Genomic DNA, 22,490 nt, shown 5'->3' on the forward strand with positions numbered 1-22,490 from the left:
CACGACCAAGCATCCGGGATGCCACATTTGACCCTGACGGCCGAAGAATGGACCGCGATGTTGCTCAGCCTGAAGGTAGCGGCCGTTGCCGTGATCTTTTCGCTGCCACTGGGTCTGCTGATCGCGTGGCTTCTGTCGCGCAAGGACTTCTGGGGCAAATCGCTTCTCAACGGCCTCGTACATCTGCCGCTGATCCTGCCGCCTGTTGTCACCGGCTACCTGCTGCTGATCACCTTTGGCCGGAGAGGCGCTATAGGCGCCTTTCTGGAAGAGACCTTCGGCCTCGTCTTCTCATTCCGCTGGACCGGGGCGGCACTCGCTGCCGCGGTCATGGGTTTCCCGCTACTCGTGCGATCCATTCGCCTGTCACTCGATGCCGTCGATCGCCGGCTGGAGGCTGCCGCTTCCACCCTTGGCGCACCGCCGCCTTACGTCTTCTTCACGGTGACCCTGCCGTTGATCCTGCCCGGCATCGCCGCCGGCGCCATCCTTGCCTTCGCCAAATCGATGGGCGAATTCGGCGCGACGATCACGTTCGTCTCCAACATTCCCGGCGAAACCCAGACGCTGGCATCGGCGATCTATACCTATACCCAGGTGCCCGGTGGTGACCTCGCCGCCATGCGCCTCACCGTGATCTCGATCGTCCTGTCGCTCGGTGCCCTCATCGCTTCCGAGTTTCTGTCACGCCGCATCGCCGCTCGTGTGGGAGCCGCCTGATGCTGGAGCTGTCGATCCGCCATCGTCAGGGTGATTTCACGCTTGCAGCCGATCTTGCGGTGGGCGAGGGGCTGACGGCGCTGTTCGGCGCCTCCGGGTCCGGCAAGACGACGCTGATCAACACCGTTGCCGGCCTGATCCGACCTCAGGAGGGGCGCATCAGCTTCAACGGCGAGACCTGGAGCGACGCCTCGACCTTCCTGCCGCCGCACCGCCGCCGCATCGGCTATGTCTTCCAGGAGGGGCGCCTCTTTCCGCATCTGACGGTCCAGCAGAACCTGTGCTACGGCGAACGCCTGCTTCCGCGCGCGGAACGTCGCGAGGATCTCACCCGCATCACGTCGCTCCTTGGCATTACCGATCTGCTCGCCCGACGCCCATCCCATCTCTCCGGTGGCGAAAAGCAGCGCGTGGCACTTGGCCGTGCGCTGATGGCAAGCCCGAAACTGCTCCTGATGGACGAGCCGCTCTCGGCGCTCGATGGCGCGCTAAAGGCGCAGATCCTGCCCTATATCGAGCGCATCCGCGATGAATTCGGCGTGCCGATCCTCTATGTCAGCCACTCCGTCGAGGAGGTGGCCCGGCTGGCAACGGCCGTCGTCACCTTCGACGCCGGCAAAGCGATCGCCGTCGGACGCCCCGATGAGGCGCTCGCGATGGTGGCTGAGGCCTCCGGTGAGCTGCCGGCAGGTAATTTCATCGAAGCCGAGATCACCGGGCATCACGAGGACGACGGCCTGACAGAAGCGCTGTCGGCCGCCGGCCCGATCCTTCTGCGGCAAACGCCGCTGCCGGTTGGCACCCGTGTCCGCGTTTTCGTTCCCGTCTCCGATATCGTCGTCGCGACCGAGGCAGGCGAGGGGCTTTCGGCGCTCAACCGGCTCTCGGGTGAAATCGTCGAGCTTGCCGAGCGCGACGGCGGCAGCGTAACGCTGACCGTTGATTGCCACGGTCAGGCTCTCATCGCAGAGGTAACACGGCGCTCGTGCCGCCAACTCGCACTCGCGCCTGGAATGCGCGTGCATCTGCTGTTCAAGACGGTCTCGATTGCTTCGGAAGCTCTGTTTCGTCAGGCGCGAGGCTGATGCTTCAGCCGTCATCGCCGCTCTTGCGGCCGCCGGCGACAAATTCCGCCGCCTGCATGCTTTCAAGCCAGGCGAGATCAGTCTGGAGTGCTTTGCGGCTCTCCGCATCCATGCGCCTGCAGGCGCCGATCAGCGACTCGCCGAACGGCGTCAGCCCGGCACCGCCGCCGCTTCTGCCCCCGTGGCGGGTGAAGATCGAAGGCTCCTTGAACATGCGGTTGATCTCGTCCGCAAGCAGCCAGGCCCGCCGATAGGACATGCCCATTGCCGCCCCCGCCGCCCGGATCGAGCCGTGCTCCTCAATCAGCAAAAGCAACTGCGCCTTGCCCGGCCCGAGCCTTGCGCCATTGGAAAGATCGATCCGGAGCGAAAGGCGAGGGGCGCCGCTCATGGTCTCAGCCGATTACCTTGCCAGGGTTCATGATCCCGGCCGGATCGAAGGCCTGCTTGATACGGCGCATCAGCTCCGTTTCGATCGCCGGTCGGCTGGCGGCAAGCTCGTCGCGCTTCAACTGACCGACGCCATGCTCCGCCGAAATCGAGCCCGTATGCTTGTGAACGACCGCATGCACCACGGCATTGACCTCGCGCCAGCGGCCAATGAACTCTGCCTTGTCGGCACCCACAGGCTGGCTGATGTTATAATGGATATTGCCATCGCCGAGATGCCCGAAGGCGCAGATCCGTGCATCCGGCATCAAGGCATGCACGGCGGCATCCGCCTCTTTGAGGAAGGCCGGGATGCGGGAGACGGGTACCGAAACATCATGCTTGATCGATCCGCCCTCCGGTCTCTGCGCTTCGGACATGCTCTCGCGCAGGTGCCAGAAGGCATCCTGCTGGGCGAGCGAACTGGCGATTGCCGCATCCGACACGAGACCCACCTCATGCGCTTCGGCCAAAAGCTCATGCATCATCGTATCTGCGGTCTCGGCCGAATCCGAAGTCGAGATGTCGATGAGCGCATACCAGGGATGGATCGAGGCGAGCGGGTCACGCACGCCGACAATATGCTTGGTGGTGAATTCCACGCCAATGCGTGGCATCAGCTCGAAGCCTGTCAGTGCCGAGCCGCAGCGCTGCGACGCCTTCTCGAACAGGGCAAGGGCTGCGTCTGGTGAAGCGAGGCCCGCATAGGCCACCTGCCGCCCGCGCGGACGCGGCACCATCTTCAAAACGGCGCCGGTGATCACGCCGAGCGTGCCCTCCGCGCCGATGAAGAGATCGCGCAGGTCGTAACCGCTATTGTCCTTCTTCAGGCGCCTTAGACCATCCCAGATCTCGCCCGTCGGCAGCACCACTTCAAGCCCGAGGCAGAGCTGGCGCATATTACCATAGGCAAGCACCGCCGTGCCGCCGGCATTGGTCGCCAGATTGCCGCCGATCCGGCACGAGCCTTCGGATCCTAGCGACAGCGGAAACAGCCGGTCATGCGCCTCTGCCGCCTTCTGCACATCGGCCAGAACAGCCCCGCCATCGGCAACGATCACATCGGCGACGGGATCGACTTCCCGGATCTTGTTCATTCGCTCCAGCGAGAGCAGCACATCGTGTCCGTCCTCCCGCGGCACTTGCCCACCGACAAGTCCGGTGCGGCCGCTGACCGGCACGATCGATGTGCCCGTTTCAGAGGCGAGCTTGAGGATGGCTGAAACCTCCTGGGTCGAGCCAGGCTTCAGCACCAGCGGCGAGGCGCCGTGATAGAGGCCCCGGTTCTCCGTCAGATAGGGTTTGATATCAGCAGCCGTGGTCAGGGCATTGGCCTCGCCGACGATATCGACGAAGGCGCGCAGACGGTCCGCAAGGCTCATGGTCACATTCATCTTTGTCATCCCCCCGAGCCACGCGGTGCAGCCGCGCGCATCAGCCGGTCATTGATCGCCTCACCCAGACCCTCGTCCGGGATCGGTGCCACGGCAATGCCGGTCGCGCCACTTGCATCGGCACGCTTCAGATAATCGAAGAGATTGCTGGCCGCTTCAGCGAGGTCCGCCTTGGGGCTCAGGTTGAAAACGGCATGTGCTGTCGATGCACCGGATATGTCGTCGGGACCAAAGGCGATCAAGGCTTCCCGGCCGGAGACCTCTGTCGCATTCAGTCGCACGGCAGCATTGGGCGCATAGTGCGACGCGAGCATGCCCGGCGCCTCGATCGCTGCCGTTCCAGACGTCTTTGGACGCATGACCGACTTGCCCGTTACGGCCTCAATTGCCTCGACGGCGATGCCGCCCGGTCTGAGCAGCCTCACTTCACCGCCTTCGACTTTCACGATCGTCGATTCCACGCCGACGGGGCAGGGGCCGCCATCGACGATGACCTCGATCTTCTGGCCGAGATCGGCCTCCACATGCTGCGCCGTCGTCGGGCTGATCCGTCCGGAGGAATTGGCGCTCGGTGCTGCAAGCGGCCGGCCGAGACTGCGAATGAGCTCTGCGGTAAAGCCGACGGGGACGCGTATGCCCACGGTATCGAGCCCCGCGGTCGCCAGCGGATGAATGCCGCAATTCTCCTTGAGCGGCAGAACGAGCGTCATCGGCCCCGGCCAGAAGGCCTCTGCCAGTTGCCGTGAGATCGGATCGAAGTCGGCGTAGCGTTCCGCCATCTCGAGATCCGCCATATGGCAGATCAGCGGATTGAAGCGCGGCCGCCCCTTTGTTTCGTAGATCGACGTGATGGCCGCCGGATGGGTTGCGTCGGCTGCAAGCCCGTAGACGGTCTCGGTGGGGATCGCCACGGGAAGGTGGCGCAGCAGCACCTCGGTCGCCGCCGCAATGGCCTCCGCCTTGTCCTTGTCGGTAGCGATCGGGATGATCCGCGCCATTTTCGAGAGCCTTCCAGTCTGCCTTCGACCGTCCTTATCGCGTGCGGAAGGAGGCGGCAAACCTCTTTTCGGCCGAGCCAGGGGTAGTTTCTACCCTAATTTTTAAAGGGGAGCCCAAATCATTCGAATTTTAACTACCGGCGTAACTGAAAGAAAGAACTGTTCGCCTATGGTCTGGACTAAGAGACGGGAAAGCCTCATTCGGGGAAGTGGACAGATGCAGCAAGTCAAGAATCCGGCCGCCAGCATTGCGCTTCGTGTCGCGACCGCCATGCATCAGATGGGCATCGACGGTTTGCCGCGCAATTACGAACTGGTTTACGAGGCCTATTCCGGCAGCAATCCGGAACTTGTTCGCGAGTTCATTGCGCTGGGCAAGATCAAGACTCAGGAGGCCCTCGACGAACTCGGTCGCAAATACCTGCCGCACCACCATGAAGACGGGCTGCTGAGCCGGCAGAACGGCCAGGTTCGCGCCGAGATGAGCAATTTCATCAGTCTGCTGAACGAAGAGAAGATTTCGCTCACCGACTACGGCCGCGTCATCGGCCATGCTTCCAAGACCATCCTGACCGAAGCCGATCTCGAAGGTACGCCGCTCGGCCAGTCGATCAAGATGCTGAAGGCCGCGACCGAAAAGCGCGCTCACCAGAACAGCAATGTCGTGCGCGCCGTGGTCGACAAGACCGCAGCTCTTGCCGACCTGCAGCGCGAGGCCGAAGAGGCCGAAGCTGCGAAATTCGTTGATCCGGTCACCCGCCTTGCCAGCCGCCGTGCCTTCAACAAGGCGGTCGCGAAGATCTATGTGAACCCCGAAATGCCGGTACTCTGCGGTGTCGCCATCGGCGAAATCGACGACTATGCGCGCATCCAGGAGCAGATGGGCCCGGCCGTTGCCGAGCGTTTCCTGATGCAGGTCGCCAAGGTGCTGGAAGCCGTCTCCGGCGGTGGCGATCTCGCCTGCCGCTTCGATGCCGGCCGCTTCGGACTGCTGCTTTACACTTCGGACCAGGAAGAGATCAGCCGCGTGGTCGATCTCGTTCGCGCCAAGCTCAAGGCCACCAATTTCGTTGGCTCGTCGACCGGTGCCCGCATGGGCCAGCTAGGCATGTCCTTCGGCATCTGCTTCTCCGAGCAGGCCCCGAACGCCTTCGACTTCACCAACTTCGCCGAAAAGGCGCTCGCCACCTCGAAGGCAGCCGGCGGCGACACCGTGACGATCTACGGTGCAAGCGATTATGTCTCGAAGGACTGGCTGCTCTACAAGAAGAAGCCGGTGGGCGGTTTCGGCGCCTGAGCGTCGAAGTCCACTTTCAAAGTTTTGCGATGATCTTCCTGAGCTCGGCGTCTCGTGCGCCGAGCATCAGTACGTTCCGCAGTGCCTCTTTCGGATCCACTGTCTGGAATAAAAGTCCGTTGTTGCGGAACGAACGGTCGATGGTCATCGCCTTGGCCTCCGCCTCCGGCTTGATCGCCACGGCGAAATACATCCGTCCGTAATTCTGCTTGATCTGCTCGAAGAACACCTCTTCCCCACCGAGTTCGGCAAAGAAATTGGCGATGTAGAAGGCCCATTTGACATCGGCATACTGCGCGAAATTCGTGCGCGCCGCCGTCACGTGACAGTAGCCCAGATGTGGGCTGTTGTTCAGTGTGCGGTGGAAGATGACTTTGGGGAACTTGATCGAACGGTGAAAGCCGTTGATCCGCTCATGCGTCGTCTCGGCCGCCCGCTCCAGCCGCCGCCCGGTCCGCGCCGCAACTTCCTCATAGGAAAGATACCGGCGCTCGTCCGGCAGCCAGTCCTCGCGGCTGCGCGAGATCCGACCGGTTCTCAGGAACTCGGTATGGACTGCCTTTGACGAGGGCGGCGTTTGCGTTTCCGCTTTGGGAGCCGCGTAGTATCTGAGTTTCTGCATCTTGACGCTCTGACGGTACCCGGACTGATTGCTTGAGCTTAACGCAGCATGGTTAATCATGATTTGATGGTATTCTACATCGGCGAGGTTTCGCGAGGCTTGCCGCAGTGCAGTTCTATACAACTGCCTTAAATCGCCCGTTTGCGCCATGATTTCAGCGGCCAGAGAAACGCCGCCGCCGCACCTCCCGGAAAACAATGGGAAATTCCCGACCTTGCCACCCTTAGTCGTCGTCTGTGGGATGTCGCAAACGATTTGGGCCGTGTCGTTCTGCAATGCAGCGGAGGCCCGCGGCCTGTGATTAGATGCAGGCAAGCTCGAGGTGCTGCCCTGCTAGGGAGGGTGGGAAATCGGGAAGCCGGTCAAAATCCGGCGCTGCCCCCGCAACGGTGGTGGAGAATGCGTTTTGGCAGAAGGCCACTGGGGGGTAACCCTGGGAAGGCGCCGACGCGGTCCGCAAATGGACCACTCCTGAGCCCGGAAACCAGCCTCGGCAGACGGACATTTGAGGTTGCGGAGGGCGACCAGAGATAGCCATGCACACCGCCTTCCCAGGGCGACGGCAGGCTGCGCTCTCATCTCCCCCGAGTTTTTGAAACACGAGGACGACATGGATCTGCAGGCCAACGTGCTGCGCCAGCTGAAGAACCGCCGCGAGGGTTTCTCGCTCGAACAGCCATTTTACATCGACCAGGACTACTTCAAGCTCGACATGGAGATGATCTGGTATCGCGACTGGCTGTTCATCGGCCATGATTGCGAGATCCCGCGCGCCGGCAACTATTTCACTGCCCAGATCGGTGATTACCCTGTCGTCATCGTCCGCGGCAAGGATCAGGTCATCCGCGCCTTCCACAACACCTGTCGCCATCGCGGCCACCGCGTTTGCACCAAGGACAAGGGCGCAGCTGCCAAGCTCGTCTGCCCCTATCACAACTGGACCTATGACCTCGACGGATCGCTCGTCTTCGCGCGCCAGATGGGTGAGACTTTCGACAAGGCCGAATTCGGCCTGAAGACCGTCCATTGCGAAAGCGTCGGCGGTTACATCTTCGTCTGTCTCGCCAACGAAGCCCCTGATTTCGCGCCGATGCGCGCCTCGATCGAACCCTATCTGCGCCCGCACCGCCTGTGGGAAGCCAAGGTCGCCCACAAGAACACGATCATCGAGAAGGGCAACTGGAAGCTCGTCTGGGAAAACAACCGCGAATGCTACCACTGCGCCGGCAATCACCCGGAGCTCTGCCGCACCTATCCGGAAGCTCCGACCGCAACCGGCGTCCAGGGTGCGGGTGATGACCCGTTCATCTCCGAGCACTGGGCGCGCTGCGAGGCCGCCGGCCTGCCGTCCACCTTCAACATGGACCCGTCAGGCCAGTTCCGCACCGCCCGCATGCCACTGATAGAGGATGCCGAGAGCTACACCATGTCCGGCAAGCGCGCCGTGAAGAAGCCGCTCTCCGCCGACGTGCCGATCAGCCACATCGGCACCATGCTGCTCTTCCACTATCCGACGACCTGGAACCACATCCTCGGCGACCATGCGATCTCCTTCCGTGTCCTGCCGCTCTCGGCCGAAGAGACGGCCGTTACCACCACCTGGCTGGTCAACAAGGATGCCGTCGAGGGCGTCGATTACGATCTCGAAGAGCTGACCCATGTCTGGAACATGACCAACGACCAGGACCGCTCCATCGTCGAGGAAAACGCGTTTGGCATCCGCTCGCCGGCCTATGAGCCCGGTCCCTATTCCGTCGATCACGAAGGTGGCGTCATGCAGTTCGTCGAATGGTATTCCAACTTCATGACGAGCCGCCTGCAGGGCGACAAGGCTCGCCTGTCTGCGGTGGCGTGATCATGAACATCGCCGTCACCCAGTATCGCCATGTCGATGAGATGCGCCCCTGGTCCGACCGGGAGCATCTCTTGGAATGCGTCGCCGTTACGCCTGAGGCCGCCGACGTGATGACCTTCACCTTCAAGCCGAACAAGCCGGGCCTCTGGTTCCGTTATCTGCCCGGCCAGTTCGTCACGCTCGAGATCCCCGTCGGGCCAGAGCCGGTGATGCGCACCTACACGCTCTCCTCCAGCCCCTCGCGGCCCTATACGGTCGCCGTGACGGTCAAGGCGCAGAAGGAGAGCATCGGCACGCGCTGGATGTTCGACAACCTGAAGCCCGGCATGGCGCTTAAGGCCTTCGGCCCGCTCGGCGACTTCTCCTATGCCAAGCACCCCGGCAAGAAATACCTTTTCGTTTCCGCCGGCTCCGGTGTGACGCCGATGATGTCGATGACGCGCGACCTCAGCGACCGCGCGCCAGACAGCGACATCACTTTCCTCAACTGCGCGCGCTCGCCTGATGACATCATCTTCCGCTGGGAGCTGGAGGCCAAGGCCCGCGACATGCCGAACTTCCAGCTCGGCTTCATCATCGAGCAGCTCGGCCGCGGCCAGCTCTGGTCGGGCCTGAAGGGTCGCATCGATAAGGCAAAGATCGCCCTTCTGGCGCCTGACTTCCTGGAGCGCACTGTCTTTTGCTGCGGCCCAGCGCCCTTCATGGCGACCGTGCGCGAGGCGCTCGAAGGCGCAGGCTTCGACATGAAACAGTATCACGAGGAAGCCTTCCAGCCGGTGAAGGCGGAGCCCCTGGTGGTCGTCGCCGACCATGGCGATGGCGAACAGGCCACCAAGGTGACCTTTGCCATGTCCGGCAAGGACGGCCTCTGCGCTCCCGGCCATACGGTCCTCCAGGCGGCCCGTGCTGCCGGTGTCCGCATCGGGGCGGCCTGCGAATCCGGCCTTTGCGGCACCTGCAAGGTCATGAAACTCTCGGGCGAAGTCGAGATGGACCACAATGGCGGTATTCTCGATGACGAGATCGATGAAGGTTACATCCTCGCCTGCTGTTCGCGGCCGAAGGGCGACATCGAGATCGAAGCCTAGGTGCTGGCCAAGCCACCAATTGACCTTGAAGATAGGGCGGGTCCGGATGGGGCTCGCCCTTCCGCTTTTCTGCGGGATCTCGCTACCCCTCAACCACTTGCAGCGCATTCCCCAAGGGGTTAGCATCTGCTGATGGAGGCTCACGATCGCTGCATGTGATCGGACTTGGCCTCGGCCATGATGGCCGGCTGGTCGACGGGTGTCTCCGGGTCAAGGGGGATCACGCATGAAGCTTGTCTCTGCTATCGCCGTCGCATGCCTGGCTTTGGCCGGGTTCATGGGATCGGGGACCGAAGTCCGCGCCGGCGGCATCGAAGTCCGCATCTATCAAAGCCATACCAGCTACCGTCATTACGAGCGCGTGACCGTCTACTCGCGGCATCAAGTCTACCGTGGCCATGGTCATCGCCAACGGCTGCATCGCCCGGGCTATGTCTATCACAATGGTCTCTGGATCTCGCCGCGCTCCATGCGAGCCGGCGTGATTGTCGATCGGCCGGTGCCGCGGCGCCACGTCGTGCAGTATACTGCGGGCATCAACCCGAAGCACTACAGCTGGTGCGCCGAACGCTACCGCTCCTATCACTGGCGCAGCAACAGCTTCCAGCCGTATCACGGGCCGCGCCGGACCTGCCTGTCGCCCTACTACTGAGCCGTTCGGGAACAATTGGCCTTTTCCTCCGTTGACGGGCACTTGTGCGCGAGAACGGTCGCTGGACCGTTGCGCGCGGAACGCGAAGTATGAACACGATATTAATCCTGAGTTCAGTCTGGCTTCGCTAATTTCTGTCCCAAGGTCGAGGACCGGGCATCATCGCCCGCTTCGGTCGACCGAATAAACATGCAGGGAGAAGCATCATGAAGACTGCATTGAAGACGACCGCCGTGGCAGCGCTCGCGTCCATCATGGCCTTTACCGGTATGATCCCGGCCCAGGCCCAGGTCATCCGCCCGGTCGCGCCAATCGCGGCAACGACCGATGCCACCACCGTGCAGTATCGAGACCGCTACGAGCGTCGCTTCGACCGACGCGTGGACCGTCGTATTGACCGCCGCATCGATCGCTACGAGCGCGCTCGTTATTACAATGGTCATCGTGGCTATCGTGATCGCCGCGCGGGCTACCGCTACCACAACGGCTACTGGTATCCGCTCGCAGCCTTCGCAGCCGGCGCCATCATCGGCGGTGCGATTGCACAGCCGCGTCCGGCCCCGGTAGCGCCCCGCGCAGCCGGTCTCAACCCGCGCCACTACGACTGGTGCAATGCCCGCTACCGCTCCTACGATAGCCGCTCCAACACCTTCCAGCCGTATAACGGCCCCCGTCAGCAGTGCCTGTCGCCCTATTATTGATCGGCAGACCCCTCTGATCCGGCTTCCACAAGGAGCCGGAAAGGGTTAATTTCTAGCCGCCCCGGCCTTTGCCGCGGGCGGTTTTTTCGTAGCCCCGATCCGCCTGTTTCCTAACGGCAAAATCGCCGCGTTAACCATTTGTTAACCAAATCGGCGCTACTCCTTTCATCAACGATTTGTTTACATAGATGACCAAAGTGCTAACCGAACCTCGCTCCATCCGCATCAAGGGTAGATCCTTCCTGGCCGTCGTCCTGACGCCGGATCCGCCATTCGACGACTGGCTCGTCCGGCTCGATGATCTCGCGGCCCGTTCGGCCGGGTTCTTCCTCGGTCGTCCCGTCGTGCTCGACGTGTCCGAGATCGAGATCGACCGTCCACAGCTGAAGGCGCTGATTGCCGAACTCGCGGCGCGCAACGTCTCGATTATGGGCATCGAGGGCGGTCGTCCTTCGCTGGTCGAGCCGGGCATGCCACCGCAGCTCAAGGGTGGAAAGCCGGCCGCCGACTACGAGGTGCCGCGCAACGAGGTGGGCGAATCGGAAAAGGCAACCGGTACGGAAGAGGCCGCACGCGAGCATGCAGGGCAGGCAGCCCCTCAGGTCGTGGTGCAGCAAAGCCCGGTCTCGGCCCCATCGATGATCGTGCGAGAAACCATCCGCTCCGGTCAGTCGGTCATCTACACCCAGGGCGATGTCACGGTCATCGGTTCGGTCCAGTCGGGTGCCGAAGTGATCGCCGGAGGCTCCGTCCACATCTACGGTGCGTTGCGCGGCAGAGCGCTCGCCGGATGCGTTGGCAATGCCGACGCAAGGATCTTCTGTCGTAAGTTCGAATCCGAGCTGGTTGCGATCGACGGCGTCTACGCGATGACCGACGATATGGATCCAGAATTGAAGGGGCATCCTGTTCAGCTTTGGCTGGAGGGGGATGCAATCATGACAGAGAGAATGACGTGAACTTGAGCGGGGACAGACAGGAGAACCACATGGGCAAGGTGATAGTCGTGACATCCGGCAAGGGCGGGGTCGGCAAGACGACCTCGACGGCCGCTCTCGGTGCAGCGCTGGCGCAGCGCAATGAAAAAGTCGTCGTCGTCGATTTTGACGTAGGCCTTCGCAATCTAGATCTGGTGATGGGCGCCGAGCGCCGCGTCGTCTACGATCTCGTCAATGTCATCCAGGGCGACGCCAAGCTGCCGCAGGCGCTGATCCGCGACAAGCGGCTGGAAACCCTGTTCCTGCTGCCGGCCTCGCAGACCCGCGACAAGGATAACCTGACCGCCGAGGGCGTCGAGCAGGTCATCAACGAGCTGAAGAAGTATTTCGACTGGATCATCTGCGACAGCCCCGCCGGTATCGAACGCGGTGCAACGCTTGCCATGCGCCATGCCGACATGGCCGTCGTCGTCACCAATCCGGAAGTCTCCTCGGTACGTGACTCCGACCGCATCATCGGTCTGCTCGATTCCAAGACGCTGAAAGCGGAGCGCGGCGAGCGCATGGAGAAGCATCTTCTGCTGACCCGCTACGACGCCAATCGCGCCCAGCGTGGCGACATGCTGAAGGTCGATGACGTGCTCGAGATCCTGTCGATCCCGCTGCTCGGCATCATCCCGGAAAGCATGGACGTGCTACGCGCCTCCAACATCGGCGCTCCGGTAACGCTCGCCGATGCCCGCAGCGCGCCTGCCATGGCCTATTTCGACGCCGCCCGTCGTCTGGCCGGCGAAAACGTTCCGATCACCATCCCTGGCGAGAAGCGTGGTCTCCTCGACAAGATCTTCGCGCGGAGGGCCGCATGAGCATTTTCTCTCTGTTCCGCAAACAGCGGTCCGCACCGATGGCGCGGGAACGCCTGCAGGTTCTGCTCGCCCATGAGCGCGCCTCGCTCGAAAGTGATCTGGTGGCCATCCTGCGCGAGGAAATCCTTGCCGTGATCGCCAAGCATGTCGAATTCGACCGCGACAAGGTGCAGATCAAGATGGACCGTGACGAAGACGTCTCGATCCTCGAGATCGACGTCGAGATCCCGCGCAACGCCCAGCGCCTCGCCGCCTGATCGACCAGGTCGTCACGAATGAGAAAGGCCGCCGCCGGTATCCCGGTCGGCGGCCTTCTTCGTTTGGGTGGAGGGCAGGGCAGATCACATCCGCCCTGCCGACCGAACCATCAGCCCACCAGAGCGTTGTCGTCACGCTTGATCGCCACGATCGTCGAGCGCGGCAGCTTGCCTTCGCCATCCGGGAAGGGCGCGTCGGGATGCTGGATGCCGGCAAACATGGTGCGCTTGTCGGCCGACCAGGTGAGGCCCGTGACTTCCGAACCCTTCGGGCCGGTCATGAAACGCTCGATGCGGCCGGTGACCGGGTCGCCGGCAAGCATCTGGTTGTTGCCCTGGCCAGCGAAATCGCCTTCGTTCGAATCCTCGCCGTCGGTCTGGATCCAGACGAGACCGGTCGAATCGAACATCATGCCGTCAGGCGAGTTGAACATGTTGCCTTCGTTGATGTTCGACGAGCCGGCATAGGCGCCGTCCTTGTGCACGGCCGGATTGCCGGCCATCGCGAAGAGATCCCAGCTGAAGGCGGAATCCGTGTGGTCGTCATTGGCCGGATACCAGCGGACGATCTGGCCGTATTCGTTCTTCTCACGCGGATTGGCCGCGTTGATGGCCATCTCGTCGCCGCCGGCATTGGTGCGCAGCTTGCCGTCCTTGACTTCGCCGCGACGGCTGTTGTTGGTGAGGCAGCAATAGGCTTCGACCGCAACCGGATTGACCGCAACCCATTCCGGACGGTCCATGGTGGTGGCACCAACCTTGGAAGCAGCCTGGCGCGTGAAGACAGCGATTTCGTCGGCCTTCATGCCGGTGGTCTCTTCGGTGAGAGCCAGCCACTCGCCGGTACCTTCGTCGGAGAACTTGGCAACGTAAAGCGTGCCTTCATCAAGCAGCTTGGAGGTGTCGCCACCCGGGACATAGATCCCGTTGGAGACGAATTTGTAGAGGAACTCGCCACGCTCGTCGTCGCCCATATAGACGACCACGCGACCATCGCGTGCAATCACGACGGCGGCGTTCTCATGCTTGATGCGGCCAAGTGCTGTACGCTTGATCGGCGTCGAGGAGGCGTCAGACGGATCGATTTCGACGATATAGCCGGCGCGGCGCGGTTCGTTCGGGTTCTTTGAAACGTCGAAGCGCTCGTCGAACTTCTCGTAGCCATAGCGGGTCTCGGCGACGATGCCGTAGCGCTTAAAGTCCTCAGGCATTTGGAACTCGGCATTGGTGGAGCCGAAGTAGCCGTTGAAGTTCTCTTCGCAGGTGAGGTAGGTGCCCCAAGGCGTCTTGCCAGCGCCGCAGTTGTTGAAGGTCCCGAGACAGTCGACACCAGCGGGATCGGCAGCCGTCTTGACGAGCTCGGAGCCGGCAGCCGGACCCGAAAGCTTCATCGGCGTGTTGTGGTGGATGCGGCGGTTGAACTTGCTGTCGACGACGATCGCCCAGCCATTTTCGCCTTCGGCCACTTCCATGACGGTGACGCCCTGCATGTTCTGCAGGATCTTCACGTCGTCGAGCGACTGCGGCATGCCTTCCGGCGCGTGCGGCAGGTTGGTTTCGTTGTTGACGTATTCGTGGTTGACCGCGATCACCTGGGCGTTGCCGATGGCGAACAGCTCCATGCCGTCGGTGTTCTCACCGAAGACCTTGTCGGAATTCTCTAGCGACACACCCTTCATCGGATCGATGTCGGAAGCCGTGGAGAACAGGGGCTCACCCCAACGGGCGAGGGGCTTCCAGTTGTAGCCTTCCGGCACATGGATGGTGTTGTCGGTCGCAATGTCGATCGGCTTGAAAGCAAAGCGCGAGGCGGCTTCCTGCGCCTGAGCCGAGGTCGAGCTCATCAGGTTGCCGACGGAGCCCATGGCTACGGCAGCCGAACCCATGGCCAGCACGCCGAGGAAACCACGGCGCGAGATCGCGCGTTCGACGACACGGTCGAAGTCGGTCACAGCCGGCGGCGGATTGTGCAGCTCGTCCCACTCGTCCCAGGACAGATGGTTGGTGTTGGTGTCGGTCATGGCAGAGCCTCCTTTTGGATGAAGTCTACTCTCCGACTAGTCAGGACAGATAACAGGGATGTGACGAAATCGGGGCAGTCTGATAGTTGTGAAGGTGCTGATTTAGGCATTCCAGCGAAGGTCCCGCCGGTCGCCGCTTTAAGTCATTGGTGCATCTTGGCTTTGATCCGAAAACTGCCGTTCTCTCCAGAAGCGAGGCGTCCGACCGCTCACGCATCTTTGTTTCGGCGGCAATCTTCACCTCGACTTTCACCCGCATGGCGCCGGGAACGAGGCCTCCTGTCGCATGCAAAAGATTTGACGTTTACGTAAAAATCAATTAGCCAGAAGTGAGAATAAGCCGCGCCTCCTGGGTGGGAGTCTGGGCGTGGCATGAAGCATACGCCAGATGGAGGAGCACGTCATGTACAAGGCGCCCGTAGAAGAGATCGCTTTCACCCTGAAGCACGTCGCTGGCCTCACCAAGGCCATCGAAGACGGCAAGCTCGGTGAGCTGAGCGACGACCTCGTTGATGCCATCCTCCACGAAGCCGGCCGCTTTGCCAGTGACGAAGTCGCCCCGCTTGCCGAAATTGGCGACAAGCAGGGCGCCCGCATGGTCGATGGCAAGGTCGTCGTTCCGGATGGCTGGGACAATCTCTACCGCGCCTGGGCAGAAGGTGGCTGGAATTCGCTGACAGCGTCGGAAGATTTCGGCGGGCAGGGGCTACCGCATATGCTGAATGTCGCCGCCTTGGAAATGTGGAACTCCGGCTCCATGGGCTTTGCGCTTGGTCCGACGCTGACCATGGGTGCGGTCGACGCTGTCACCGCCCACGGCTCTGAGGAGCTGAAGGCGAAGTATCTGCCGAAGATGGTCTCCGGCGAATGGACCGGCACCATGAACCTGACCGAGCCGCATGCCGGTTCGGATCTTGGCGTCATGAAGTCCCGCGCCGAACGCCGCGATGACGGCACCTACCGCATCTTCGGCCAGAAGATCTACATCACCTGGGGCGAACACGAGATCACCGAGAACATCATCCATCTGGTGCTCGCCCGTCTGCCCGATGCGCCAGCCGGCACCCGCGGCATCTCGCTTTTCCTCGTGCCCAAGTATCTGGTCAACGACGATGGCTCGATCGGCGCCCGCAACGACCTTCATTGCCATTCGCTGGAGCACAAGGTGGGCATCCACGGCTCGCCGACCTGCACGATGATCTACGGCGACGGCAAGTATGGCGATGAAGCCGGCGCAATCGGCTGGCTGATCGGCGAGGAGAACAAGGGCCTCGCCTGCATGTTCACGATGATGAACAATGCCCGCCTCGCCGTCGGCATGCAGGGCGTCGCTATCTGCGAAGCCGCCACCCAGAAGGCCGTGCAATACGCCAAGGACCGCACGCAAGGGAAGGCTCCTGGCTGGACGGGGCAGGGGATGTCGCCGATCATCGAGCACCCTGATGTCGCCCGCATGCTGGTGACGATGAAGGCGCTGACCCAAGGCTCGCGCGCCATCTGCTATGTCTGCGCCCACGCCACCGATATGAGCCACCACGCTGACGGCGATGAGGCCCGCCATTGGGCCGAGCGCGCAGCCCTCTTGACTCCTATCGCCAAGTCCTTCGCCACCGACGCCGGTGTCGATGTCGCCTCGCTCGGCATCCAGACCCATGGCGGAATGGGCTTCATCGAAGAAACGGGTGCCGCCCGTTTCTGGCGCGACAGCCGCATCGCCCCGATCTACGAGGGCACCAACGGCATCCAGGCCGCCGACCTCGTCACCCGCAAGCTGCCGCTGTCGAACGGCAACCATATCAGGGGCTACATCACCGAGCTGAAGCAGGTGGTCAATGCCGTGCGCGCCTCGAATCTCGAAGGCTTCGGTGACACCGCCGCCCGCCTCGACGCGAGCCTGTCGGATCTCGAAGACACCACCGAATGGCTGCTCTCGCAGATGGCCGCAGGCAACACGTCGGCAGCGCTCGCAGGGGCGACACCCTACCAGCGTCTCTTTGGCCTCGCATTGACCGGCGTCTACCTCGCCAAGGGCGCACTTGCCGACGAGGACCACGGCCGCGACAACCGCCTGGCGCTCTGCCGCTTCGCCGCCGAGAACCTGATCGCCGAGACGGCGGCTCTCAAGGATCGTGTCGTTAATGGTGCGGCGAGCCTGGAAGCGGCACGGGCATTGTTCGCATAAGACGCTGGCCCCGCGTCCTCTTCTCCCCAGCGGGGAGAAGGTGGCCGAAGGCCTCAGCGCAATACTTTGCGCTTGAGATGAGGGGGAGGCGAAGCCTCACAAGACCCCCTCATCGCCTCGCATTCGCTCGGCACTTCTCCCCGCTGGGGAGAAGAGAAGGAGAACCCCATGACCGACCACATTGAGATCACCCGCCCAGAAGCCCATCCCGGCGTCCTCGTCCTGCGCTTCAACCGCCCGGACAAGAAGAATGCGATCACGCAAGCCATGTACGAGAAGCTGACCGCAGGCCTGCTGGAGGGCGAGCAGGACGACACGATCCGTGCCATCGTCTTCCTCGGCACCGAAGGCTGTTTCTCCGCCGGCAATGACATGGCCGATTTCTTGGGCTTCGCCATGGCCGGCGCCGTCGGCGAGCCAGCAGCCTTTGGCCTCCTCAAGGCTCTGACTGAAGTCACCAAGCCGCTCGTCTCTGGCGTCGATGGCCTGGCAATCGGCATCGGCACGACGCTGCATATGCATTGCGACCTGACGGTTGCCTCCGATCGCAGCCTGTTCAAGACCCCCTTCGTCGATCTGGCGCTCGTCCCGGAAGCCGCCTCCAGCCTGATCGCGCCACGCGTCATGGGCCACCAGCGCGCTTTTGCCATGCTCGCTGCAAGCGAAGGCTTCTCGGCCGAACAGGCGCGCGAGGCTGGTCTCATCTGGAAGGTGGTCTCACCCGATCAGGTCGAGACAGAGACCCTGAAGATCGCTTCGCAGCTCGCGTCCAAGCCGCCGGCCGCGATGAAGATCGCACGCGCCCTGGTAAAGGGCAGCGCCGACGAGGTCCGCACCCGTATGCAGGAAGAGCTCGTGCATTTCGTGGCCCAGCTGAAAAGCGCCGAAGCCCGCGCCGCCTTCGAAGCCTTCATGAAGGGACGCGGATGAAAGGCTCGTACGCAGGGCTTACGAGTCCTTTCGGTTCTTCTTAATTACCCATTAAATCCTGCAGGCTAAACATGGACAGGCGGCGATTTTGCCGTCTCCTCACCATGATGGTGTCGTGAGCACACAATGCCCCATGACGCCCTCGCGCTAAAGTTGCGCGAAGAGTTTTTGCAGGACCGTATCGTGAAGACCAGTTCCAACCTGATGACCAAGATCCTGGTGGTCGCCTCCCTAGTGGTGGTCGCTGCCCTTTCCGGTTTCTCCTTCTACATAGACAGCCTCCAGCGCAACGCCACGAGTGCGGCCGTCAAGAGTGAGATCGATAGCTCCGGTCTCCAGGCTTCGCAGAGCATCGCCAACTGGCTGAGCGCCCGCGTCATGCTGACCGAACTCGCCGGCAATGCCGCCGCCAAGGCGCCCGATGCGGCCGCCATCATCGCGGCTTTCGACAACCCGGTCCTGATCCGCGAATTCATGTCGACCTATGTCGGCGACGAGCAGGGCGTCTTTACCAGCGTTCCCAACCAGCCGCTGCCGGAGGGTTACGATCCGCGCAAGCGTCCCTGGTACCAGGATGCCGTCAAGGCCGACAAGATGGTCCTGACAGACCCCTATGCCGACGCTTCGACCGGCAATCTGATCATCAGCGCCGCCATTCCCGTCAAGAAGGACGGCAAGCTCTATGGCGTGGCGGCTTCCGACTTCTCGCTGACCTCGCTCGTCAACATGGTCAACTCGGTCGACATGGGCGGCAAGGGTTCGGCCTTCCTCGTCAAGCAGGACGGCACGATCCTCGTTCATCGCGATGGCAACCTCGTCACCAAGACGTTGAAGGATGCCTTCCCGAACCAGACACCCACTGTTGGCTCCGGCATCACCGAAACCACCTTCGCCGATGCCAATGTTCTCGTCTCATTCCTGCCGATCAAGGGCCTGCCGCGCGAAGACTGGTATCTCGGCGTGCAGATCGACCGCGATCTCGCTTTCGCAGCGATCGGCGAGTTCCGCACCGCAGCCGCGGTTGCCACCCTCGTCGGCGTGGTCGCCATGATCGGCATCCTGGCAGCGCTCCTGTCGCGCCTCGTTGTTCGCCCCGTTGTCGATATGACTGGCGTCATGGGCAAGCTCGCCGGTGGTGATGTCTCAGCTGAAATTCCGGGCACTGCGCGCAAGGACGAAATCGGCCAGATGGCCGCAGCCGTCGCCGTCTTCCGCGACAACATCATCGAGCGCGGACGCCTCGCCCGCGAAGCGGACGAGACCCGCTCGATGACCGAACAGGAACGCCGCGAGCGCGAAACCGCAAGGGCCCGCGAGGCCGAGCAGGTCTCGTTTGCCGTGCATTCGCTGGCCGATGGCCTTGGCCGCCTCGCCAATGGCGACCTGGTCTCGCGCATCGAGACCCCGTTCGCCGGTGATCTCGACCGCCTGCGCGTCGACTTCAATGCCTCCGTCGAGAAGCTGCATGACGCGCTCGCCACTGTCGGCCGCAATGCCCGCGCTATCGACGGTGGTGCTGCCGAAATCCGCTCCTCTGCCGACAACCTCGCCCGCCGCACCGAGCAGCAGGCCGCCTCGGTCGAAGAAACGGCAGCAGCACTTGAGGAAATCACCACCACGGTCAAGGACAGCGCCCGCCGTGCCGAGGAAGTCGGCCAGCTGGTGACCCGCGCCCGTGCCGGTGCCGAAAAGTCCGGCGAGATCGTCGAAAAGGCCGTCGGTGCCATGCAGGGCATCGAGAAGTCTTCGGGCGAGATCTCCAACATCATCGGTGTCATCGACGAGATCGCCTTCCAGACCAACCTGTTGGCGCTGAATGCCGGTGTCGAGGCCGCACGCGCTGGTGAAGCCGGCAAGGGCTTTGCCGTTGTTGCTCAGGAAGTCCGCGAACTTGCCCAGCGGTCCGCGAATGCTGCCAAGGAGATCAAGGCCCTGATCAGCGCCTCCGGCGACCAGGTCAAGGTCGGCGTCGATCTGGTCAACGAGACCGGCAAGGCGCTCGACGTGATCGTTCGCGAGGTCCAGGAGATCAATGGCCATGTCAACGCCATCGTGACCGCCTCGCGCGAACAGTCGACCGGCCTGCAGGAGATCAACACGGCTGTTAACACCATGGACCAGGGCACCCAGCAGAACGCCGCCATGGTCGAGGAACAGACGGCCGCCAGCCACGGCCTTGCTCAGGAAGCGGCGGCGCTGACGGCTCTGCTCAACCAGTTCCGTATCGACGAACGCTCGGCAGGCGCATCGTCCGGCCAGCGTCGCGCCGCCTGATCGGGCGATCGATAATCTACAAAATGAAACGGCGCCCCTGTGGCGCCGTTTCTCGTTACTGGGTGCGAGGGTTCAGCCTGTATTCAGTGTTTGGCTCTAATCTCTGCAACCACAGTGGTCCTAGGCCGTTCGGGTCTTGTCCGGAACGGTCCGCGGGTCGTCGTCATTTGCAAAAGTCCAGCTGTCACCAGTCTTGCCGAGGTTCTCATGTTGCGTTTGTTCTGTGTCGCACTCAGCCTGCTTGTCATCGCCGCGCCGGCTTCAGCCGAAGCGGCAGCAAGCTCGTCGCTCCCCTTTGTCCTGGTCAATGATACCAGCGGCGCGATCAGCGAAAGCCAGAATACCCCGCGTCAGAACCGGCCGGTCCGCCCGCAGCGCTATATCTGTGTTGTCGACCAGTCCAGTAGCGTCGGCGGTGGTGGGCAGGTGTCCTGCCCGGCCAATCCCGGCCGCGTCGGTGGACGCTGCCGTTGCGCGAATGTTACGGGCTCCGGCACGCTTTTGACCTACTGAGCGGGCTTTTCCTCGGGCACCACCCCGACGCCGTTGCCGACCGGATTGATATCATCGACGAAGGTGATCAGATCCGCCATGGTGAAATGCCCTGGCGTCTTTGCCGGCAGGTGCGGCGTCCAGTTGGATTTCTGCCAGAGGAAGGAATTCTGATCGCCGTGCACAAGGCCGAGGAACGTCTCCGCAACAATAGTTGATCCAACCGGTCCGAGCCTCAATCCCTCATGAAGCTGCTCGGCTTCCTTCAGGATGTAGTACCAAAGCGGTGTCGCCTTGTGAAAGCCGTTTCGCGCCGCAGCTTCGCCGTCGGCCCCTTGCGAAAGCTGCCGCTCGCTGAGTGGCTCGAAGCCCATGGCGCGGGCAACATCCTGACCGGATGGCAGGCCGATCTGCGAACCGCGCCTGAGGTTGCGAAACGGCAGGACGAACTCCCGCGCAGCCACTGTGCTCATGTCTTCGGGATGATCGGGAAGTGTATGCAGGGCGGGCACGATCAGCGGGTCAAGCCGGCGGGCATGATTGAGCGTGAAGTTTTCTTCGAGAGGGGTTTCGAGATCGAAAAAGCGGCGCCAGTCGATCGCCCAGTTGGACGGCAGCGTGCGATGCGGTCCAAGCGGCGATGGTGGAGGGGGCTTAGGCGCGAGGTCCCCCACGATCAGACCGGATTTGCCCGTGAAGTTGAACATGAGTTCGAGTGTGCCGTCGGCAAGGCCGCCGGGACGAAAAACGGCGTTGTGGCTGTAGTTTTCCCGGACCATGGAATGCCCAAGACGATAGGCGGCAGCTGCGAACTCGGCCGGCATGTAAGGCCGGCTGCGGAAGCGATAGAAGCGTCGTCCCTCATGTTTGATCCTGCGGATCAACCCTGGCTCGGTCAGGCGTTCGACGAAATCGAAGAGCACGATCCATTGATAGTGCCAGGTCACGATCCGTCGCGCTTCCTTAAACAGCTCTGGGTCCTTGAGGCCGGTCGTCGTCTTCTTGAGATGATCCACCACCGCATTGTGGAACTTTAGCATCAGCAGGTGAAACTGCGCCACCAGCAGGTTCTCGTCATTGCGCTCGTCAAAGATCAGTGCGCGGCCATGGGCATTGCGCGGTAGGTCGTTGTCGAGCTCTGGGATCTTCCGGGGCGGTTCCTCTTCCGGTCGGGGAAGTGCGTCGGAAATCTGCGCCTTGCCGATCAGAAATTTCGGCCCCGGTGGGGCGCGGAGACTCTCCTTGGCATAGAGATACGGGTGCAGGCCCGGCCCGTCGCCGTAGAGGGAGTCGAGGTCCAGCGCCGGCGTGCGGAAGTTCTCTGTCGCCAGCGGATCGGCGCGCTGCTTGTCGAGCGGGGTCGTGTCGAGCGTAATGTCGTGGTCGACGAACTGACCAAGATAGGTATATCCGGCCGGCAGTTTCGGATGGTCGCCCGTGTCGACATTGTTATCCCGCATGGCCTCTGCGAGATCGAAAAGCGCGTCATCCTCTGCATGCAGTGGCCTAAGCCGCGGAAACATTTTGCCGAATTTTCCGGGATCGGCATTGCCGGCCAGGGCCAGCAGGGATTCACGGCTCATGCCACGAACGCCATGTCCGTGGGCTGCGACTTCAGACATCGTCATTCCCCCTCTGATCACGTCATTTTCTCGATGATGTGATCAGAGATGATTATCGGGGGTGGCG

At 62.3% G+C, this 22,490-nt stretch carries 20 protein-coding genes and 1 riboswitch; of the genes, 14 read left to right on the forward strand and 6 right to left on the reverse strand.

Annotated elements, in window-relative coordinates; translation table 11 throughout:
* Positions 1-18 precede the first annotated feature (18 nt).
* Both modB and modC read left to right on the forward strand, forming a co-directional pair.
* On the forward strand, positions 19-720 hold the full coding sequence (gene modB, locus GH983_RS03395; RefSeq protein ID WP_153761619.1) for a molybdate ABC transporter permease subunit: 702 nt from the start codon (positions 19-21) through the stop codon (positions 718-720).
* The gene (gene modC, locus GH983_RS03400; protein ID WP_153761620.1) at positions 720-1,805 is read left to right on the forward strand and encodes a molybdenum ABC transporter ATP-binding protein; all 1,086 of its coding nucleotides are present in this window, start codon (positions 720-722) and stop codon (positions 1,803-1,805) included. Before modB ends, modC begins: the two co-directional genes overlap by 1 nt.
* Before the next feature lie 4 nt (positions 1,806-1,809).
* Here the strand turns inward: modC and GH983_RS03405 are convergent, their stop codons facing one another.
* The 3 genes from GH983_RS03405 to GH983_RS03415 are packed head-to-tail and all read right to left on the reverse strand — an operon-like array spanning position 1,810 to position 4,626.
* Positions 1,810-2,196, reverse strand: a complete 387-nt coding sequence (locus GH983_RS03405; RefSeq protein WP_153761621.1) for a winged helix-turn-helix domain-containing protein — start codon at positions 2,194-2,196, stop codon at positions 1,810-1,812.
* A gap of 4 nt (positions 2,197-2,200) precedes the next feature.
* Entirely contained in the window at positions 2,201-3,628 is a 1,428-nt protein-coding gene (locus GH983_RS03410; protein ID WP_153761622.1) for an FAD-binding oxidoreductase, read from the reverse strand.
* Between the two features lie 5 nt (positions 3,629-3,633).
* Positions 3,634-4,626 carry an L-threonylcarbamoyladenylate synthase gene (locus tag GH983_RS03415; protein ID WP_153761623.1) on the reverse strand — a complete coding sequence of 331 codons (993 nt, stop codon included), beginning with the start codon at positions 4,624-4,626 and terminating at the stop codon, positions 3,634-3,636.
* Positions 4,627-4,843: 217 nt separating this feature from the next.
* On the opposite strand from GH983_RS03415, the gene GH983_RS03420 reads away from it, so the two are divergent.
* Positions 4,844-5,923, forward strand: coding sequence for a diguanylate cyclase domain-containing protein (locus tag GH983_RS03420; RefSeq protein ID WP_054148886.1), 1,080 nt, complete (start codon positions 4,844-4,846; stop codon positions 5,921-5,923).
* A 16-nt stretch (positions 5,924-5,939) separates the two neighbouring features.
* Here the strand turns inward: GH983_RS03420 and GH983_RS03425 are convergent, their stop codons facing one another.
* Positions 5,940-6,545 carry a DUF6656 family protein gene (locus GH983_RS03425; RefSeq protein ID WP_054148887.1) on the reverse strand — a complete coding sequence of 202 codons (606 nt, stop codon included), beginning with the start codon at positions 6,543-6,545 and terminating at the stop codon, positions 5,940-5,942.
* 303 nt (positions 6,546-6,848) lie between these two features.
* A riboswitch (cobalamin riboswitch) is annotated at positions 6,849-7,053 on the forward strand.
* Positions 7,054-7,155: 102 nt separating this feature from the next.
* On the opposite strand from GH983_RS03425, the gene GH983_RS03430 reads away from it, so the two are divergent.
* The 7 genes from GH983_RS03430 to minE all read left to right on the forward strand — a co-directional run bounded on the left by GH983_RS03430 (position 7,156) and on the right by minE (position 12,902).
* Positions 7,156-8,400, forward strand: coding sequence for an aromatic ring-hydroxylating dioxygenase subunit alpha (locus GH983_RS03430; protein ID WP_153761624.1), 1,245 nt, complete (start codon positions 7,156-7,158; stop codon positions 8,398-8,400).
* Positions 8,401-8,402: 2 nt separating this feature from the next.
* Positions 8,403-9,488 (forward strand): hybrid-cluster NAD(P)-dependent oxidoreductase, encoded by a 1,086-nt coding sequence (locus GH983_RS03435; RefSeq protein ID WP_153761625.1) that lies wholly within the window; start codon positions 8,403-8,405, stop codon positions 9,486-9,488.
* 226 nt (positions 9,489-9,714) lie between these two features.
* Positions 9,715-10,140 carry a BA14K family protein gene (locus tag GH983_RS03440; RefSeq protein WP_153761626.1) on the forward strand — a complete coding sequence of 142 codons (426 nt, stop codon included), beginning with the start codon at positions 9,715-9,717 and terminating at the stop codon, positions 10,138-10,140.
* A 206-nt stretch (positions 10,141-10,346) separates the two neighbouring features.
* Positions 10,347-10,841 carry a BA14K family protein gene (locus tag GH983_RS03445; RefSeq protein WP_054148891.1) on the forward strand — a complete coding sequence of 165 codons (495 nt, stop codon included), beginning with the start codon at positions 10,347-10,349 and terminating at the stop codon, positions 10,839-10,841.
* Positions 10,842-11,029: 188 nt separating this feature from the next.
* On the forward strand, positions 11,030-11,800 hold the full coding sequence (minC, locus tag GH983_RS03450; protein ID WP_054148892.1) for a septum site-determining protein MinC: 771 nt from the start codon (positions 11,030-11,032) through the stop codon (positions 11,798-11,800).
* A gap of 29 nt (positions 11,801-11,829) precedes the next feature.
* The gene (minD, locus tag GH983_RS03455; RefSeq protein WP_069041996.1) at positions 11,830-12,645 is read left to right on the forward strand and encodes a septum site-determining protein MinD; all 816 of its coding nucleotides are present in this window, start codon (positions 11,830-11,832) and stop codon (positions 12,643-12,645) included.
* Positions 12,642-12,902, forward strand: a complete 261-nt coding sequence (gene minE / locus GH983_RS03460) for a cell division topological specificity factor MinE (RefSeq protein ID WP_006726700.1) — start codon at positions 12,642-12,644, stop codon at positions 12,900-12,902. The genes minD and minE overlap by 4 nt, the downstream gene beginning before the upstream one ends.
* 110 nt (positions 12,903-13,012) lie before the next feature.
* Here minE and GH983_RS03465 read toward each other — a convergent pair whose 3' ends face one another.
* Positions 13,013-14,923, reverse strand: a complete 1,911-nt coding sequence (locus tag GH983_RS03465) for a PhoX family phosphatase (protein ID WP_153761627.1) — start codon at positions 14,921-14,923, stop codon at positions 13,013-13,015.
* Positions 14,924-15,326: 403 nt separating this feature from the next.
* Here GH983_RS03465 and GH983_RS03470 point away from each other — a divergent pair, with 403 nt between their 5' ends.
* The 4 genes from GH983_RS03470 (at position 15,327) to GH983_RS03485 (ending at position 20,822) form a co-directional block, all read left to right on the forward strand.
* Positions 15,327-17,105 (forward strand): acyl-CoA dehydrogenase, encoded by a 1,779-nt coding sequence (locus GH983_RS03470; protein WP_153761628.1) that lies wholly within the window; start codon positions 15,327-15,329, stop codon positions 17,103-17,105.
* Positions 17,106-17,273: 168 nt separating this feature from the next.
* The gene (locus GH983_RS03475) at positions 17,274-18,035 is read left to right on the forward strand and encodes a crotonase/enoyl-CoA hydratase family protein (protein ID WP_153761629.1); all 762 of its coding nucleotides are present in this window, start codon (positions 17,274-17,276) and stop codon (positions 18,033-18,035) included.
* A gap of 183 nt (positions 18,036-18,218) precedes the next feature.
* Entirely contained in the window at positions 18,219-20,309 is a 2,091-nt protein-coding gene (locus GH983_RS03480; RefSeq protein WP_153761630.1) for a methyl-accepting chemotaxis protein, read from the forward strand.
* A gap of 207 nt (positions 20,310-20,516) precedes the next feature.
* A complete protein-coding gene (locus GH983_RS03485; protein WP_054148897.1) occupies positions 20,517-20,822 on the forward strand; it encodes a hypothetical protein in 306 nt (101 codons plus the stop codon).
* On the opposite strand, the gene GH983_RS03490 is transcribed toward GH983_RS03485, so the two are convergent.
* Positions 20,816-22,423: a heme peroxidase family protein gene (locus tag GH983_RS03490; protein WP_153761631.1), complete on the reverse strand. Its 1,608-nt coding sequence runs from the start codon at positions 22,421-22,423 to the stop codon at positions 20,816-20,818. The two genes, GH983_RS03485 and GH983_RS03490, sit on opposite strands and share 7 nt — an antisense overlap.
* Positions 22,424-22,490: the final 67 nt, after the last annotated feature.

The organism is Agrobacterium sp. MA01, assembly GCF_009650195.1.
Classification (GTDB): Bacteria; Pseudomonadota; Alphaproteobacteria; order Rhizobiales; family Rhizobiaceae; genus Allorhizobium.

Coding starts and splice junctions, on each gene's coding strand:
- GH983_RS03440 (WP_153761626.1), top strand. CDS start 9,715: ATGAAGCTTGTCTCTGCTATCGCCGTCGCATGCCTGGCTTTGGCCGGG.
- GH983_RS03475 (WP_153761629.1), top strand. CDS start 17,274: ATGACCGACCACATTGAGATCACCCGCCCAGAAGCCCATCCCGGCGTC.
- minE (WP_006726700.1), top strand. CDS start 12,642: ATGAGCATTTTCTCTCTGTTCCGCAAACAGCGGTCCGCACCGATGGCG.
- GH983_RS03445 (WP_054148891.1), top strand. CDS start 10,347: ATGAAGACTGCATTGAAGACGACCGCCGTGGCAGCGCTCGCGTCCATC.
- modB (WP_153761619.1), top strand. CDS start 19: ATGCCACATTTGACCCTGACGGCCGAAGAATGGACCGCGATGTTGCTC.
- GH983_RS03470 (WP_153761628.1), top strand. CDS start 15,327: ATGTACAAGGCGCCCGTAGAAGAGATCGCTTTCACCCTGAAGCACGTC.
- minC (WP_054148892.1), top strand. CDS start 11,030: ATGACCAAAGTGCTAACCGAACCTCGCTCCATCCGCATCAAGGGTAGA.
- GH983_RS03420 (WP_054148886.1), top strand. CDS start 4,844: ATGCAGCAAGTCAAGAATCCGGCCGCCAGCATTGCGCTTCGTGTCGCG.
- GH983_RS03410 (WP_153761622.1), bottom strand. CDS start 3,628: ATGAATGTGACCATGAGCCTTGCGGACCGTCTGCGCGCCTTCGTCGAT.
- modC (WP_153761620.1), top strand. CDS start 720: ATGCTGGAGCTGTCGATCCGCCATCGTCAGGGTGATTTCACGCTTGCA.
- GH983_RS03465 (WP_153761627.1), bottom strand. CDS start 14,923: ATGACCGACACCAACACCAACCATCTGTCCTGGGACGAGTGGGACGAG.
- minD (WP_069041996.1), top strand. CDS start 11,830: ATGGGCAAGGTGATAGTCGTGACATCCGGCAAGGGCGGGGTCGGCAAG.
- GH983_RS03425 (WP_054148887.1), bottom strand. CDS start 6,545: ATGCAGAAACTCAGATACTACGCGGCTCCCAAAGCGGAAACGCAAACG.
- GH983_RS03435 (WP_153761625.1), top strand. CDS start 8,403: ATGAACATCGCCGTCACCCAGTATCGCCATGTCGATGAGATGCGCCCC.
- GH983_RS03405 (WP_153761621.1), bottom strand. CDS start 2,196: ATGAGCGGCGCCCCTCGCCTTTCGCTCCGGATCGATCTTTCCAATGGC.
- GH983_RS03430 (WP_153761624.1), top strand. CDS start 7,156: ATGGATCTGCAGGCCAACGTGCTGCGCCAGCTGAAGAACCGCCGCGAG.
- GH983_RS03490 (WP_153761631.1), bottom strand. CDS start 22,423: ATGTCTGAAGTCGCAGCCCACGGACATGGCGTTCGTGGCATGAGCCGT.
- GH983_RS03415 (WP_153761623.1), bottom strand. CDS start 4,626: ATGGCGCGGATCATCCCGATCGCTACCGACAAGGACAAGGCGGAGGCC.
- GH983_RS03485 (WP_054148897.1), top strand. CDS start 20,517: ATGTTGCGTTTGTTCTGTGTCGCACTCAGCCTGCTTGTCATCGCCGCG.